17 protein-coding genes are annotated in these 14,728 nt (G+C 64.1%); 7 read left to right on the top strand and 10 right to left on the bottom strand.

Going from position 1 to position 14,728, the window contains the following annotated elements:
* The first annotated feature begins 54 nt into the window (after positions 1–54).
* Positions 55–543: a DUF5684 domain-containing protein gene (locus tag PJL15_RS07265; protein ID WP_281450515.1), complete on the top strand. Its 489-nt coding sequence runs from the start codon at positions 55–57 to the stop codon at positions 541–543.
* Here PJL15_RS07265 and PJL15_RS07260 read toward each other — a convergent pair.
* The 4 genes from PJL15_RS07260 to PJL15_RS07245 are packed head-to-tail and all read right to left on the bottom strand — an operon-like array spanning position 540 to position 2,971.
* Positions 540–851 (bottom strand): AzlD domain-containing protein, encoded by a 312-nt coding sequence (locus tag PJL15_RS07260; RefSeq protein ID WP_281450514.1) that lies wholly within the window; start codon positions 849–851, stop codon positions 540–542. The genes PJL15_RS07265 and PJL15_RS07260 overlap by 4 nt on opposite strands.
* On the bottom strand, positions 848–1,606 hold the full coding sequence (locus PJL15_RS07255) for an AzlC family ABC transporter permease (RefSeq protein WP_281450513.1): 759 nt from the start codon (positions 1,604–1,606) through the stop codon (positions 848–850). The genes PJL15_RS07260 and PJL15_RS07255 overlap by 4 nt, the downstream gene beginning before the upstream one ends.
* Entirely contained in the window at positions 1,603–2,037 is a 435-nt protein-coding gene (locus tag PJL15_RS07250; protein ID WP_281450512.1) for a DoxX family protein, read from the bottom strand. Before PJL15_RS07250 ends, PJL15_RS07255 begins: the two co-directional genes overlap by 4 nt.
* A gap of 46 nt (positions 2,038–2,083) precedes the next feature.
* Complete coding sequence (locus PJL15_RS07245) at positions 2,084–2,971, bottom strand: glycerophosphodiester phosphodiesterase (protein WP_281450511.1); 888 nt, start codon at positions 2,969–2,971, stop codon at positions 2,084–2,086.
* Positions 2,972–3,021: 50 nt separating this feature from the next.
* Here PJL15_RS07245 and PJL15_RS07240 point away from each other — a divergent pair, with 50 nt between their 5' ends.
* Both PJL15_RS07240 and PJL15_RS07235 read left to right on the top strand, forming a co-directional pair.
* On the top strand, positions 3,022–4,377 hold the full coding sequence (locus PJL15_RS07240; RefSeq protein WP_281450510.1) for a DUF445 domain-containing protein: 1,356 nt from the start codon (positions 3,022–3,024) through the stop codon (positions 4,375–4,377).
* A 71-nt stretch (positions 4,378–4,448) separates the two neighbouring features.
* Positions 4,449–4,886 carry a VOC family protein gene (locus tag PJL15_RS07235; protein ID WP_281450509.1) on the top strand — a complete coding sequence of 146 codons (438 nt, stop codon included), beginning with the start codon at positions 4,449–4,451 and terminating at the stop codon, positions 4,884–4,886.
* Positions 4,887–4,902: 16 nt separating this feature from the next.
* Here the strand turns inward: PJL15_RS07235 and PJL15_RS07230 are convergent, their stop codons facing one another.
* From PJL15_RS07230 to PJL15_RS07220, 3 genes are read right to left on the bottom strand one after another with little or no spacing between them, the layout of a single operon-like run.
* The gene (locus tag PJL15_RS07230; RefSeq protein ID WP_281450508.1) at positions 4,903–5,679 is read right to left on the bottom strand and encodes a biotin-dependent carboxyltransferase family protein; all 777 of its coding nucleotides are present in this window, start codon (positions 5,677–5,679) and stop codon (positions 4,903–4,905) included.
* Positions 5,680–5,718: 39 nt separating this feature from the next.
* Entirely contained in the window at positions 5,719–6,468 is a 750-nt protein-coding gene (locus PJL15_RS07225; protein WP_281450507.1) for a LamB/YcsF family protein, read from the bottom strand.
* Positions 6,452–7,270, bottom strand: coding sequence for a hypothetical protein (locus tag PJL15_RS07220; protein ID WP_281450506.1), 819 nt, complete (start codon positions 7,268–7,270; stop codon positions 6,452–6,454). Before PJL15_RS07220 ends, PJL15_RS07225 begins: the two co-directional genes overlap by 17 nt.
* A 199-nt stretch (positions 7,271–7,469) precedes the next feature.
* Here PJL15_RS07220 and PJL15_RS07215 point away from each other — a divergent pair, with 199 nt between their 5' ends.
* Both PJL15_RS07215 and PJL15_RS07210 read left to right on the top strand, forming a co-directional pair.
* Positions 7,470–7,634, top strand: a complete 165-nt coding sequence (locus PJL15_RS07215) for a hypothetical protein (RefSeq protein WP_281450505.1) — start codon at positions 7,470–7,472, stop codon at positions 7,632–7,634.
* Between the two features lie 72 nt (positions 7,635–7,706).
* Positions 7,707–9,011, top strand: a complete 1,305-nt coding sequence (locus tag PJL15_RS07210) for an MFS transporter (RefSeq protein ID WP_281450504.1) — start codon at positions 7,707–7,709, stop codon at positions 9,009–9,011.
* An 18-nt stretch (positions 9,012–9,029) separates the two neighbouring features.
* On the opposite strand, the gene PJL15_RS07205 is transcribed toward PJL15_RS07210, so the two are convergent.
* Positions 9,030–10,016 carry a LacI family DNA-binding transcriptional regulator gene (locus PJL15_RS07205; protein ID WP_281450503.1) on the bottom strand — a complete coding sequence of 329 codons (987 nt, stop codon included), beginning with the start codon at positions 10,014–10,016 and terminating at the stop codon, positions 9,030–9,032.
* A gap of 497 nt (positions 10,017–10,513) precedes the next feature.
* Here PJL15_RS07205 and PJL15_RS07200 point away from each other — a divergent pair, with 497 nt between their 5' ends.
* The gene (locus tag PJL15_RS07200; RefSeq protein ID WP_281450502.1) at positions 10,514–11,665 is read left to right on the top strand and encodes a Gfo/Idh/MocA family oxidoreductase; all 1,152 of its coding nucleotides are present in this window, start codon (positions 10,514–10,516) and stop codon (positions 11,663–11,665) included.
* Complete coding sequence (locus PJL15_RS07195) at positions 11,662–12,456, top strand: TIM barrel protein (RefSeq protein WP_281450501.1); 795 nt, start codon at positions 11,662–11,664, stop codon at positions 12,454–12,456. The genes PJL15_RS07200 and PJL15_RS07195 overlap by 4 nt, the downstream gene beginning before the upstream one ends.
* Before the next feature lie 57 nt (positions 12,457–12,513).
* Here PJL15_RS07195 and PJL15_RS07190 read toward each other — a convergent pair whose 3' ends face one another.
* Both PJL15_RS07190 and PJL15_RS07185 read right to left on the bottom strand, forming a co-directional pair.
* Complete coding sequence (locus PJL15_RS07190) at positions 12,514–13,509, bottom strand: Gfo/Idh/MocA family protein (RefSeq protein ID WP_281450500.1); 996 nt, start codon at positions 13,507–13,509, stop codon at positions 12,514–12,516.
* A gap of 1 nt (position 13,510) precedes the next feature.
* The gene (locus tag PJL15_RS07185) at positions 13,511–14,695 is read right to left on the bottom strand and encodes a Gfo/Idh/MocA family protein (protein ID WP_281450499.1); all 1,185 of its coding nucleotides are present in this window, start codon (positions 14,693–14,695) and stop codon (positions 13,511–13,513) included.
* Positions 14,696–14,728 lie beyond the last annotated feature (33 nt).

The following is a 14,728-nucleotide window of genomic DNA, read 5'->3' as shown; positions in this document are numbered from 1 at the left end:
GATGGTGAGTCCTGCCCATCGCGGAGCAGGCTCCCTGGCCGTAGTGTCAACCGTATGAATATTCCCCTGAGCTCATACTCTTCCAGTGGATCCGGGTCCGCTGCCGCCGTCGGCCTTGGCCTGCTGTTCATGGTCATCTACTTCGCGGTGGTTTTTGGCATTGTTGGAGTGCTCTACATGGGAATCTTCACCAAGTCAGGCCGTCCGGCATGGGGCGCATTCGTACCCGTGTACAACGGGATCAAACTCCTGGAGATCGCAGGACGCCCTTGGTACTGGTATCTGCTGTTCTTCATCCCCTTCGCCGGAATCTACTTCAGCATCGTGTCCCTGAACGACCTCGCCAAGTCATTTGGAAAGGACTCGGGCTACACAGTGGGCCTGGTCCTGTTGCCTGTTGTCTTCGTGCCGATGCTCTCCTACGGCTCCGCTCAGTACCTCGGGCCGGCTGCCGGACGGCAGTTCGTGGCGTACCCGCCGTCGTATCCGCAGGGCTACGGACAGCCGCCCGTTCAGCAATACGACGGCCAGCAGTACCGCTAACCCCAGCCGAGCAGCCGCAGCAAAGCTGCGGCTGCTGCGCCCGAGATGACGACCACCAGAAACGGCGCACGGAGCAACAGTGCGACGGCGGCAGCCACCAGGGCGCCGACGCGGGCGTCCAGGACCAAACCCTGACCTGACGCCACAGCATTCACCACTGTGAGGGACGCCAGCAAGCCAATGGTCATGGTCCCCGCGACGTGCATGATGCGGGGGTTGTCCAGCAGCCGTGCAGGAACGAAGTACCCCACCAGCTTTGTGAGGTACGCCAGTGCGCAGGCGATGAGGATCCATAGCCAAAGATTCATTTCCCGCCCCCACTTCCGTGCCGCCGCTTCTCTGCATAGGGATCCAGATCAGGCTCAAGACCCTCATCCATGCGCGAGTGACTGAACCACCCGATCACCCCTGCCACAACTGCGGCCACCAGGATGGGGACTCCCGAGGGGACGAAAGGCACGGCAAGCACAGTGGCCAGGGCGCAGGCTGCAGCAATGGCCCAGGGTTGGCGGCCTTTGAGCCGGGGCCACAACAACGCAAGGAAGGCCGCCACGGCGGCGCCATCCAAACCCCATTGTTTCGGGTCACCCATGGCATCGCCCGCCAGGGCCCCTACGGCCGTGAAAATATTCCACAAAATGAATATTCCGATTCCGGCGGTCCAGAACCCACGGGTTTGCTCGCCGGGATCCGATTGGCCGGAAGCGGTGGCGGTGGATTCGTCAATGGTGACATGGGCAGAAACGTAGCGCTTCCACCCTCCGGGACGCAGCATCGCGTTGATCTGCATCCCATAGATTCCATTGCGCAGACCCAGCAGTGCGCTGGCAGTCATCGCCGCGACACCGGAGCCTCCGCCGGCCACGACGCCGATGAAGGCAAACTGTGATCCCCCGCTGAACAGCAGGAGGCTCAGCACCATGGTCTGCCAGAAATCAAAACCTGATGCCACCGAGAGGGCCCCAAAAGAGACGCCATACAAACCCGTCGCAATACTCAGGGAAAGGGCGATCTTGAATGCAGGCGACTCCCTCAGCTTCATGGGAGTGGAGCCCCCGCTCATTTCCGGAGACTCCAGGACCACAGGACGAGGGGAAGCTGCAGGGGCAAGCGAACGGTGTGGATGCGGCGTTCTCTCTCAGTGCCGTCCGGGCCATAAGCCCGCCTCAGCGCATCAATATGCCCGGCGAGGAATGCAACGAACATGGCGGTGGTCGCGTCGGCGGCAGCCTTGCGCGTGGCAGGGATCAAGAGTCCGACGGCGGCCGCGGCCTCCAGCAGGCCGGAGGACGCAATCCATTCCTCACGGGACATCACTGCCAAAGGACCGTTTGGGCGGCTGCCCGGCTCATCTTTCCGGCACAAGTATTCCGGCACCACAGGGTTGTAGAACGAGGGCGTCCGGAAGTGCTTTGCGGCGCTGGCCAGGAGCAATGCGCTCAGGGCAACTGCGGAGGTAGTGCGGCGTGCTTGGGCTGACCAGCGAAGAGACATGAGACCACTCAATCACAAGCGGAGTTGCCTCCAAAGCCGGGACCGCCTAGTTGGACACCATCAGCTGGGCCAGTACCTGCGCTGGCTTGTTGGTGGTGATTTCCTGGATGCCGAGCCCTTGGCACAGGGCAACGTCCTTCTCGGAGTCCACGGTCCACACCCTGAAGACCAGCCCGGCTTCCAGCCAACGCTGGACGTTCCGGGCATGTTCACGGACGTAGTCGATGCCTGGACCGGCAATGCCAACCTGCGCCTCGTCCAGCACACGTTCCGCGTCCTCCTGGGCTGCCTTCATGACATTGGCGACGGCACCACCGGTAAGGAATCCCAAGCCAAGTTCCTGGCGGATTTCCTGCACCGTGAAATCATCCACCAACTGGCAGATGTGCTGTCCGGGGACTGACTCCAGCAATCGCTGGACGGAATCGGAATCGAAGCTCATGAAGGAGATCTGTATATTCTCCAACCGGGAATCTTCGGGGGTCCAGCCCTCTTCCTCCAGCACCGCAAGGACGCGCTCTTCGAGCTTGAGGCCGTACGGGCTGGGGTGCTTGAGCTCGATCGCCAGGCCGATGTCACGGCCCGCCCCACGCAGAATGTCCAGCAACTCCGGCAAAGTGAGGAACTGGTCCGCTACTCCTCCATAGGCATCGGGAATGCGCGCGCCCTTCCATGACGAGAAGTCCAAGGACCTGAGCTGCTCCAGGGTGTGCTCGGATACAGGACCCGTGCCCGTGGAGGTGCGGTCCAGATTGGCGTCATGCAGGAGGACCACGTGTTGGTCCCGGGTCAGGTGGACGTCGCACTCCACACCGTCCGCGCCATCGGCGATCGCCTTCAGGTACGCCGCACGGGTGTGTTCAGCGTACGCGCCGCTGGCACCACGATGGGCGTAGACCTTGGGCCGGAGTGGGGTGCAGTCGTCGCTGGTCATGCAGACACCGTAGCCCACGCCGCCGTCCCAACGGGGGCTACGCTGGGCTAATGCAGGTGAACTCTGAGCGAATCCCAACTGAAGACGTCACCACCCCGGACCCGCTACCCAAGCAGCCAGGTTCCACGACGACGCGTGGCCGGTCCGCCGTCGTCGATCTTTCCGCAGGTGAACGGGAGAAAGCTGCCGCGCTGCTGCGCATGAAACGCCTGGCGCTGGCCCTGCTGATCGCCATGGCGGTGATCTTCACGGTGGCTTTTGCACTCCAGAAGCAGTATCCGTGGCTGGAATATGTCCGCGCCGCGGCTGAAGGCGGCATGGTGGGTGCCTTGGCCGACTGGTTCGCCGTGACGGCCCTGTTCAAGTACCCCATGGGTCTGAGGATTCCGCACACCGCGATCATTCCACGGCGCAAGGACCAGATCGGCGAATCACTGAGCGAGTTCGTGGAAAGCAACTTCCTCTCGCAGGAAGTTGTGCAGGAGAAGTTGGCGAGCATCGATATCGCGCGGAAGGCCGGGCTGTGGCTGTCCGGTCCCGGCGGTGCCGAACGCGTAGCCAAAGAGGGCGGCGCGGTGATTCGCGGCGCGTTCACGGTCCTCAACGACGACGATGTGCAGGCAGTTATCGAGGGCATGGTCCGCAAGCACCTCCTCACCCCTCCTTGGGGTCCTCCCGTAGGCCGGATGGCCGAACGGATTTTCGCTGACGGACACCACCACACTTTGGTGGACCTCTTGGTTGACCGGGCAGCAGATTGGGTGGACGCCAACCACGCAACGGTGAACCGATTGGTATCGGACCGCTCCCCGCTGTGGGTGCCGACGTTCGTCGACGGGCTGGTGGGAGACCGTGTACATGTGGAGCTTTCCAAGTTCGTCCGCGCAGTCCAAGCCGACCAGAACCACCAGGTCCGCCAGTCGATCGACGCTTACCTCACCGACCTCGCCCAGGATCTTCAGCACGATCCGGCAATGATCCAGCGGGCTGAAAGCATCAAGGCACAGATCCTGGGTGACCCCGAGGTCCGCGAACTCGCCTCCCGCACGTGGGGAACGGTCAAGACCGCGCTGCTCAACGCCGTCGACGATCCCGACAGCGAACTGAGCCAGCGCTTCAAGAGCGCCGTACGCGACTTCGGTACGCGCCTGGTCAACGACGAGGAACTGGCTGGCAAGGTCAACACGTGGATAGGTGATGCTGCCGGCTACCTGGTGAACACCTACCGTTCGGACATTGCCGGCGTCATCTCCGACACCGTGGCCCGGTGGGATGCCGAGGAAACGTCGCAGAAGATCGAACTCCAGGTGGGCAAGGACCTTCAGTACATCCGCATCAACGGAACCGTGGTGGGTGCCCTGGCCGGTCTGGCAATCTTTACTGTGGCGCATCTGCTCTTCGGCTGAGACCTGGTTAGCCGAGGCTGTGGGACTTGGTTGGTCTGGAGGTTTCGGGGGTGCCTTGGTAGCTTCAACCCATGCCTATCAAACTTGAGAACGTCGGGATTGCGGTCCGGGATCTGGAAGAAACAATCGCCTTCTTCACGGATCTTGGCCTCACAGTTCTGGGTCGGGACACCGTCAGTGGTGAATGGGCCGACACCGCCGTGGGGCTCGACGGGAACCACGCCAAGATCGCGGTACTCCAAACTCCCGACGGCCAAGGCCAGCTGGAGCTCTTCGAATACCTCCACCCGGATGCGATCGAAACCGAGCCCACACTCCCCAACGAGATAGGCATGCATCGCGTTGCCTTCTCGGTTGATGACATCGATGCCGCCCTGGAGATCGCCGCCAAGCACGGATGCATGCCCTTGCGCGGTGTGGCCAACTACCAGGACGTCTACAAGCTGACCTATCTTCGCGGACCCAGTGGCATTCTGGTCATGCTGGCCCAGGAATTGAATAAAGCCTGAGGACTGAGCCTGCGCTTTAGCCCAGCAGGTGCACCATCTGCCCGGGCCTCGCCTGCCCGATCAAGTCGAGGTCATCCTCGCGCACCAATGCGATCACTGGCGACTTTGCCGTGGCCGGGCGGTCGGCCAGGGCGATAACGGGAAGGCCCGACGCCGGCAGCACCACAGAGCCCGCCGCCAACGGCTGGGCCTGGGGTGCTGGAGCCGACGCCACCTCCAGTGGCCGGCCCGCCAGCCGCGCACCGACGCGGTCCGACTCGGGCGAGAGAATCCACGGTTCCGTGGTCAAGCGAAGCCACAACCCGGCGTCGTAATTGGGCACGTGCGGTCCACGGGCAATCCGGGCGACCACCGGTCGTTCAGGGTCCAAAGCGCGGCGGGGTGTCTGATGGATGTGCGGGAAACCCTGGCCCTGCGCCTTGCCGAAAGCCACAGCAGTTCCCGCGTGGAGGCCTCCGAGCGGCCCGGAGAATCCGCCCTGTACGGCGACGTAGTAGCGGATTCCGAACCGTGCCGGACCAAACGCCAGCACGGCTCCGGGAGCCACGCGCACGGGTTTGTTGAGGGGAAGTTCGGCGCCGTTGAGGGTCACGACGCCCTCGGCTCCGGTTACGGCTACGGCAGAACCGGTCACGAAGCGGAGCTTCAGCCCACCCACCAGCACCTCAAGTCCCGGCGCAGTGGCGGCATTGCCCAGCAAGGCGTTTGCCAGGTTCATGGACGCACGGTCCAGGACGTGCTCCGGGTCAAGCACCAGGCTTGAGGACCCGGGATCCACCACTACTGCACCCATGCGACCTCCCAGCTCACGAATTCTGCAGTCCGAGCAAAATCAGGCGAATGCCTCGATGCCCACGCCGGCCTGCTCAAGGCCTTCGCGAACCGCCGCGGCCATTGTTACCGCTCCGGGCGTATCGCCGTGGATGCACAGGGAATCGGCTTGTACAGGCACAACCGAACCGTCGATGGCCACCACTTCCTGGCGCGTGGCCATTCGCACGGCCTGTGCCACCACTGCGGCGGTGTCGTGCAGCACGGCACCTTCCTGCGTGCGGGGAACCAGTGTGCCGTCCGGCAAGTAGGCCCGGTCAACGAATGCTTCGCGGAAGACGGGGTGTCCGGCTTCCTCGGCCAGGGTGATCCAGGCAGAACCGGGCAGGCCCAGTACGGGGAGTCCGGGATCATAGGCGTGAACAGCTGCGACAACAGCCTCGGCTTGCTCAGCGTCCCGGACAATCCTGTTGTAGAGGGCTCCATGCGGCTTTACATAGTCCACCGAAGCTCCCACCGCGTGGGCCATCCCATCCAACGCTCCCAATTGGTAGAGCACGTCTCCGAACAGTTCGTCGAACGTCATGTCCAGGGAGCGCCGGCCAAATCCGGCGAGGTCCCGGTATCCCACGTGAGCGCCGACGCGCACGTCGAGTTCGAAAGCAGCGCGGCAGCTGTCCAGCATGGTGAGGGGGTCTCCGGCATGGAATCCACAGGCCACGTTGGCGCTGCTCACGATGCGGAACATCGAGGCGTCATCGCCCATGGTCCAGGAGCCGAAAGACTCCCCCAGATCAGCGTTCAAATCCACTGTTGTCGCCTTCCAGCGTCGGTTTCTCAAGAACATTTTTGGGTGCGTTGGGAAGCAGTTCACCCGGGATTGTGTCCGGCAGGGGGCCGAATGCTTCCTTTGCCGTGGACACTACGGCCCGACCCATCATCATATTGCCGGCGCCGCCCACCACTGCGCCAACGCCGAACGGCAGCGCGCGGCCAAGGAACGCGGAGCCTTGCCGCTTTATGAGGCTCTTGAGGAACGCGCGCTGGATGGTGTCGCGGATGACGCCGAAACCGCTCCCCGGGATCTTCTTGGTCAGGGTCTTTCCCCAGGCGTTGGTGACTCCCTTGCCGCGTCCAAGCGATTGTCCGCTGAGGGCGCCGAGCATCGACGTGCCTTCTTCGCCCAACATGATGGCCATGACCATGGTCTGGGCCCGCACGGGATCGGTAAGCCGGATGCCGTGGAGTTCGGCCAGCGAGGACGCGTACAGCGCCGTGGTCTCCAGGAACCCCACGGTTGCCAGGGCGGACAGTCCCAGCGACGCCGCCGTTCCGATTCCAGGCACGACGGCGGTGGCACCTACCGCTGCACCCCCGCCGGAGATGGCGAACAGGTAGTGGCGCTCCAGTTTCGCGGCAAGCTGCGCCGGAGAATCATTGGGGTACCTGCGTTGGAGCCTGCGAAGGTTTGCCAGAACCAGCGGGCGCTGGACTTCCACGGCCTTCAGGAGCACGTTGTGTACCCCTGGCTTGGTGTTGCCTTCGGCATCGAAGACTGCGTTGTGTGCTGTCTCTTGGGCGATTTTCACCGCCGGGTTGGGGCGCTTGGGCATGTTCACCTCTCCTTGGCAGCCAATGGATATTCAGGAAGCTGATGGTTTCAGCCTATGCCACGCCCCCCGCTTCGCGAGGCCCGCCATGGCTCTTATGTGGACACTATTCCGCCCAGGGCGGACCCCACAATCAGCCTCCCCCGGCGTAGACTAAGGGCACTTACGGAAGCAGTCCAGCAAAGGACAGGGAGTATCCGTCATGAACGCCCCGGACAAGAACGAACACATCATCCGGCACCACACCGACGCACCGGCTGAGGGTGAGACTGAGGGTTGGGTTCCGCACGACACCGGCCTGCACAGCCAGGACCCTGCCGAAGGTCCGGACTTCGACGACGACGCACCGCCGTCGGGCGCTTCTTGACCTGAGGTCCTCCCGCGCATTCCGCGGAACGGGACCTTACGCAGCGTCCCGGCACAGGAATAGGCTGGTGAGATGGCCGCCTTGAGAGCGCTGCGCCCCTTTGCACACCGGGAATTCCGTGTGTTGATTTCCGCGCTGTCGATTTCCATTTTTGGATCCGGCATGTGGGCAGTAGCGATGGTCTACGAGGTCATCCACCTGGGCGGTGGCCCCTTGGAGTTGTCGTTGGTGGCCACCGCAGCCAGTGTGGGGCTGGTGGGATTCGTGCTGGCAGGTGGCATCGCGGCCGACCGGTTCCCCCAGCGCCTCCTCATCATCGCCGTCGAGGGCGCCAATCTGGCAGTGATCGCCACGGTTACGTTGCTGGCCATGCTCAACGCCCTTCAACTCTGGCATTTGGCCATCGGCGCCTTCGTCCTGGGCGTGGGGCAAGCCTTCTTCTTCCCGGCCTACTCCGCGATCCTGCCGCGCATCCTGCCCGCCGGGGACCTCCTCGCGGCCAACGGCATGGAAGGCACCGTCCGGCCCATCCTGCAGCAAGCTGCCGGACCCGCGGTTGCAGGCATCCTGGTGGCGGCCTTCTCGCCCGCGCACGCGGTTGCCGGGGTCGCCGCCTGCCACTTTCTGGCGTTCGGGATCCTGAACTTCCTGAACCGGCACGCTGCTGGTGGTCCTGGTACAGACGGGGTATCCCCGGAATCATCGGGAGGAAGGTCCTTCCTCCGGGACCTCCGCGAAGGGTTCACCTACACCGTCCGTACCCCCTGGCTGCTGTGGACATTGATATGGGCGTGCCTGTCAGTGCTGTTCCTGATCGGGCCCATTGAGGTCCTGCTGCCGTTCGTTGTCCGGGACCAACTGGGCGGCGACTCGAGGATGTTCGGGTTCCTGCTGGCCGTCATGGGCGTTGGGAGTGCTGTCGCCGCGCTGGCAACGGCCTCCTTCCCCCTCCCCCGCCGCTACCTGACAGTAATGGTTGTGGTGTGGGGTCTCGGAAGCCTGCCCGTCGCCGCCATTGGTTTCATGGACAGTGCGTGGCTGCTGGGAGGTGCCATGCTCATTTTCGGAGTAACCGAAGGCATGGGAACAGTCATCTGGGGAACACTCCTACAGCGGCGGGTACCGCGGCATCTGTTGGGCCGGATTTCGAGCCTGGACTTCTTCGTCTCCCTCGCCCTGATGCCCGTGTCCATGGCGCTGGCCGGACCTGTGGCCGAGGTGGTTCCGATCTGGCTGATCTTCCTGGTAGCCGGCCTGGTGTGCCCGTTCATGGCATTCGTGGCTGTTTTTGCAGCGCGCATGATGACGGACGAGATCGAGAATCCGCTGACCCCTTCTGCCTCAGAAACTGCAGATACCCAGCCCGATTCCGTTTAGCTTGAGGCTGCCGCTCGCCTACGCGGGCGAGGGCCCTGTGGTGCGACGCGCCACCAGGTGTGGTGTCCGCACAAGGTGGGTGGCCGGCGTCGTGCTTTCCAAACGGTCGACGGCGCGGTCCACGGCCGCGTGGGCAAGAAGCGGTGCGTCCTGGCTTATGGAGGACAACTGGACGTAGCTGAGACGAGCAAATTGGCTGTCGTCGTACCCAAGGACGGACACGTCTTCCGGCACGCGAAGTCCGGCCGCCCTGAAACTCTCCCAGACGCCCAGCGCGCAGCGGTCGTTGAAAGCCACGACGGCGGTGGGCAGGTCCGTCTGGAGCTCGCGGCCGGCGCGCAAACCGTCTTCCTCCGTCGGGCCGCCGGAGACCACGCGGGCGTCGAGTCCGACACGCGCTGCTTCTTGCTGGAACGCTTCCCTGCGCTGCCGGCTGGAGACAGCGTGGCCGCCGTCGACGTGGGCTATGCGGCAGTGGCCCAGCGACGCCAGGTGCTCGATCGCAATACGGATGCCCGCTTGGTCGTCGCTGCTTACTGAGTCCACGGAATCGCCAACGTCATCCCTGAGGAGGCTGACCACAGGCAATCGTGCGGCGTATCCGGACAACTCGCGCTCGCCAAGTGCCGGGGAGATCATGATGAGTGCCTCGCAACCGAGATCCATCAGCGACTCAACTGCCCGCTCTTCGGATCGCCCGTCGACCACAGCGCTGAGCGCGATGTCGTAGCCGCGCTGCGTTGCTCCGGCGTACGCGGCGTTGACGATTTCGGCGTGGAAGGCCTGGTCTGTGGAGAAGCTGACCCCGAGGAGCCTCGTCCGGCTGCTTCGGAGGAGACGGGCGCGGCTGTCCGGCCTGTAGCCGAGGGTCCGTGCGGCTTCCTGCACTTTGAGCCGGGTAGCATCCGACGCCCCTGGCGCATCACGCATGACGATGGAAACGAGGGCACGGGATACGCCTGCCGCTTCCGCGACGTCCATCAGGGTAGGCCGTTTGCCCGTCATGGCTCTCCTCTGCTCGGCAGCCAGTCTATAGAACGATCTATGGCGCCGCTCCGTAACGATTCTTGCAGCCCTTAACGAGTCGTGCGGCCGGTCGCGACTCAGACGACCGACCGCACTAGCCCGTACACGCAGCGATGGCGCCCCGGGCGGGCCCCAGAACCCGCCACACCCACCGCTGCCTACTGTGCCGATGACACGCGACGCAGCCGAAAAGGGCAACGGCGCTGTACGCGGTCAATGACATGGGCAATGGATATGTACGCCGAGCGTCGAAAACATGACGCGGAGTTCCGAAGAATATTTTCCGGGAGGCGTCTTTCGCCGGAAAACCCGCCCTTCGCGGACGATCTTCGGCAGGCTTGTCGAACTCGACAACGGCGAGGATGGGTTTGAGCTTGTCCCTGGCGAATCTACTAGAACGATCTAGACGAAGTCCATGAATGCGTGTAACCATTGGATCACCTAGAACGATCTAGAAGACCTAAAAGGAGCAGCCAATGACGTATCTCCAGCACCCCGTCAAGAAAGACCAACCCGTCCGCATCGCCGTCATCGGCGCAGGCTGGATCGGAAAGTTCCACGCCGAAACCATCGCCCTCCGTGTACCGAATGCCCGGCTGGAAGCAATCGCCGACCCCGCCCTTCCCGCAGTCGAGGAACTCGCCGGCAAGCTTGGCGTGGCCAAAATCAGCACGGATGCCGCCGATGTCCTGGCCGATCCGGACATCGACGCCGTCCTCATCGCCTCGCCCATGCGCTTCCACTCGGAACTGATCACGGTCGCGGCAAAGGCAGGCAAGGACGTCTTCTGCGAGAAGCCCGGCGGACGGACCATCGAGGAACTGGACGCAGCCATCGAGGCGGCGGCGAGTGCCGGCGTCGTTCTTCGCTTTGGCTTCAACCGGCGCTACTCCAGCGACTTCGCGGCAGCCCGCAAACTGGTGGATAACGGCGCGGTGGGGACTCCGCAACTCCTCCGCTCCCTCACCCGGGATCCAGGAACGGAAGCCGGAATCAGCAACCCCGGGCGCATCGCCCCCGGCACGATCTTCCTGGAAACCCTCATCCACGACTTCGACACGCTCAATTGGTTCAATCCCGGGGCCGTTCCGGTCAAGGTCCACGCCGTCGCCGATGCCCTGGTGGCGCCCGAGGCGAGGGAGGGCGGCCTGCTGGACACCGCCGTCGTAACCGTCACGTACAGCAACGGCGCAATCGCTGTTGCAGAAGCGAATTTCAACGCACTCTACGGTTACGACGTCCGCGGCGAAGTCTTCGGTTCGGCCGGCATGGTCACCGCCGGCACGCCGCAGGCCACCAATGCCACCAGCTACACCGCTGCGGGCATCGCCTCCGAGACCTCGCGCCTGAACATCCACCTTTTCCATGACGCCTACACCGCGGAGCTCGCCCACTTCGTGGACGATGTCGCCGCGCGCCGTGGATACGCCGGTGAAAGTACGACGGCGACCACGTCGGCCGCCGCGGTGGCAGCGCCGGGTGGGGTCGATGCGCGGAATGCCTTGGCCGTAGCACTCGCCGCATTCAAGTCCGCGGAGACAGGTTTGCCTGTTGCCGTGTCCGAAATCGCGGAACTGCAAGCCGCCGGGAGCGCCGTGGAGCTTGCATCCGCCGGGATCCGGGCATGAGCTTCCGCCTGGCCGTCTGCGCCGAAATGGTTTACGGCGAACTGCCGCTGATCGAGCGGGTGCGACGGATCCACGATCAGGACTTCGCGGTAGAGCTCTGGGATACACGCGGCCGCGACATTGCTGCGCTCGCCGCCACGGGGGCGACGTTCTCCTCCATGACCGGATATTTCGGCGGCAGTGTCATCGATCCCGCCAACGCCCACGAGGTGCTGGCTTCGGCAGAAAAGCTGATTCCCACGGCGCTGGCGTTGGGCGTGGAGCGGATGGTGGTGCATCCTGCTGAACTGGGAGATGGCGGGCATGCTGTGAGACCTGCCCATCGCAGCACGGGCGGGATGTGGCTGACCGGACTCCGCACTTTGGAGAAGCTGGGTGAACTGGGGGCAAAGCACGGCATCACGTTCGCCCTGGAGAACCTCAACACCGTCCTCGACCACCCGGGCATTCCCCTGGCCCGCGCCAAGGACACCCTGGCTCTGGTGGAAGCCGTGAACCACCCCAACGTGAAGATGATGCTGGACCTTTATCACGCACAAATCGGCGAAGGGAACCTGATCGAGCTGGTCCGCGCTGCCCAGCCGTTTACGGGCGAGATCCAAGTGGCGGACGTGCCCGGGCGCTTCGAACCGGGCACGGGCGAGATCAACTATCCGGCGGTCGCTGCGGCCCTTCGTGACGCTGGATATGCGGGGGTCATCGGCATGGAAGCAGGTGCGATAGGCGGCCAAAGCATCGAAGCAGGCGACGCCGCCCTCGCAGCATTCCGCGCCGCCTTCTCTCCCAACTGAGTAACAGCACCTGTCGCTATGAGTGCCCATTGCGACAGGTGCTGTCACGTAGTTGGGTCAGTACTTGATGGGTTCCATGCGGCCGGTGCGCAGGGAGAGCACGGCTGCTTCTGCGATCGCCTGGGCCTTCAAACCGTCTTCCAGTGAAGGACCCGGGGCTGCGCTGCTTTCCAACGCCGCCACGAAGGCGGCGAGGGCTGCGGCGTACGTCGGCTGCACGCGTTCGAACCAGCCAGGGTGAAGTCCGTCGTCCACCACGGATGTACCGGAGTACCGGGAAACCGCCCCGTTCCTGTGGCGCCGGGCTTCAACCATTCCGTCGGAACCCATGATCTCGATGCGCTCGTCATACCCGTATCCGGTGCGCCTCACGCTGTCGATCTGGACCAACGCCCCTCCGGGGAGCCGCAACGTGACCGCGGAGGTGTCGACGTCGTCGTACTCCGCAATGCCGGGCTCCGCCAAAGCCGAACCGGTAGCGAAAACCTCCACGGGGTCCAGGCCGGAAAGCCAGCGTGCGAGGTCGAAGAAGTGGACGGTCTGGTCTCGCATCTGGCCACCGGAAACGGCCACGTAGGACAACGGCGGCATCGACGGTCCGCGTGACGTGAGCTGGATAAGCTCTACCTTGCCGATCCCACCGGAGTCCACAACACGCTTGAGTTCGGCATAGTCGCGGTCGAAGCGGCGGTTGAAATCGACCATGACCGGGACGCCGCACTCCTGGGCATAGGCTGCGGTATCGCGGGCACGGTCCAGGTCCAGATCGATCGGCTTCTCGCAGAGCACGGCCAGCCCGACGGCGGCGGCGCGGCGAAGGTGCCCGGCGTGCGTATCCGTGGAGGAGGCGATGAAGACGGCGTCAATCGCAGAGGCATCGAAGGCCTCCTCCAGCGTCGCGGCGGCAGCGGCGCCGTGCGCAGCGGCGAGGTTTTGCGCACGCTGCTGGTCGACGTCGTACACGAGACGGAAGTCGATCCCGGGGTGGGCGGCAAGATTGGCGGCGTGGACGGAACCGATGAACCCGGCTCCGATGAGGGCGAAACGTTGCATGTCAGGCTGTTGCTTTCCGGTAGGCGGATACGGGGGTTTTCCAGGCGGAATCATCCTGGTGGGAGGCCGCGACCGCTTCCACGAACTGCACGCCGATCAGGCCATCGATGCCGGTGGGGAAGGACAGTTCGCGCTCAGGGATCGGAGTGGAGTCGCGGCGTGCGCGGAGGACCTCGGCGAGGTCCGAATAGAAGTTGGCGAAGGCCTCAAGGAAGCCCTCCGGGTGGCCGAGTCCAACGCGGGTGAGCCGGGACGCGTCGTCGTGAAGGGTGCTGAGTCCGTGCGTGAGTATGGTGGTGGCGCCCGCGAGGTCCTGGACCTTGAGATGGTGCGGGTCCTCATGCTGCCATTCGAGGCTGCCCCTCTCGCCGTAGACGCGGATGCGCAGGCCATGGTTGTGGCCAGTGGCCGCCATGCTGGCCCAGACCCGCGCCGGGACGTTGCCGCTCAGTTCGAGTTCCACGGTGGCGTTATCGAACACACGGCGTCCGGGCACAAAGGTCTGCAAGCGGCCGGAGAGGCGTTCGGCTTCGAGTCCCGTGATGTAGCGAAGCAGGTGGAAGGCGTGGGTGCCGAGGTCGCCAACCACGCTCGGGAACCCCGCAATATCCGGGTTGGTGCGCCACTTCGCTTGCTTGTGGCCTTCTTTCTCCAGGGCCGTGGCCGCCCAACCTGAGGCGTGCTCGACGTCGACAAAGCGGATGGCCCCCAGCTCACCGTTTCGGACCATGCGGGCGGCCTGGCGCACCATGGCGTAGGCCGAGTAGCAGTGCGGTACCGCGAGGATGGCGTCGTTGGCGCCTGCGATGCGGACGAGTTCCGCAGCCGTAGTGGAGTCCTGCGTCAGCGGCTTCTCACAGACCACCGAAATGCCGTGTTCAAGGAATGTGCGGGCGATCTGGAAGTGGCTGTCATTGGGGGTCGCAACCACCACCACATCCACACCGTCTTCGCGGGCAGCTTCGGCTTCGGCCATCTCGTGGCTGTCGCGGTAGTTCCGCTCCGCCGGGACTCCAAGCCCGACGGCGATCGTGCTGGAATTCTTCGGATCGCGCCCAAAAATGCCGGCCCGCAGATCGAAATGTCCGTCCAGCCTCATGGCGTAGCGGTGGGTTTTGCCAATGTCGGCGCCCGAACCACCTCCCACCATGCCAGCGACCAGTTGCCGCGAATTTGGTGCACTCATGGAAGATCCTCATTGCCTCTTTGGAATTTACTT

The organism is Paenarthrobacter nitroguajacolicus (assembly GCF_029952445.1).
Classification (GTDB): domain Bacteria; phylum Actinomycetota; class Actinomycetes; order Actinomycetales; family Micrococcaceae; genus Arthrobacter; species Arthrobacter nitroguajacolicus_B.
This window is presented reverse-complemented; position numbering and strand designations above follow the sequence as displayed.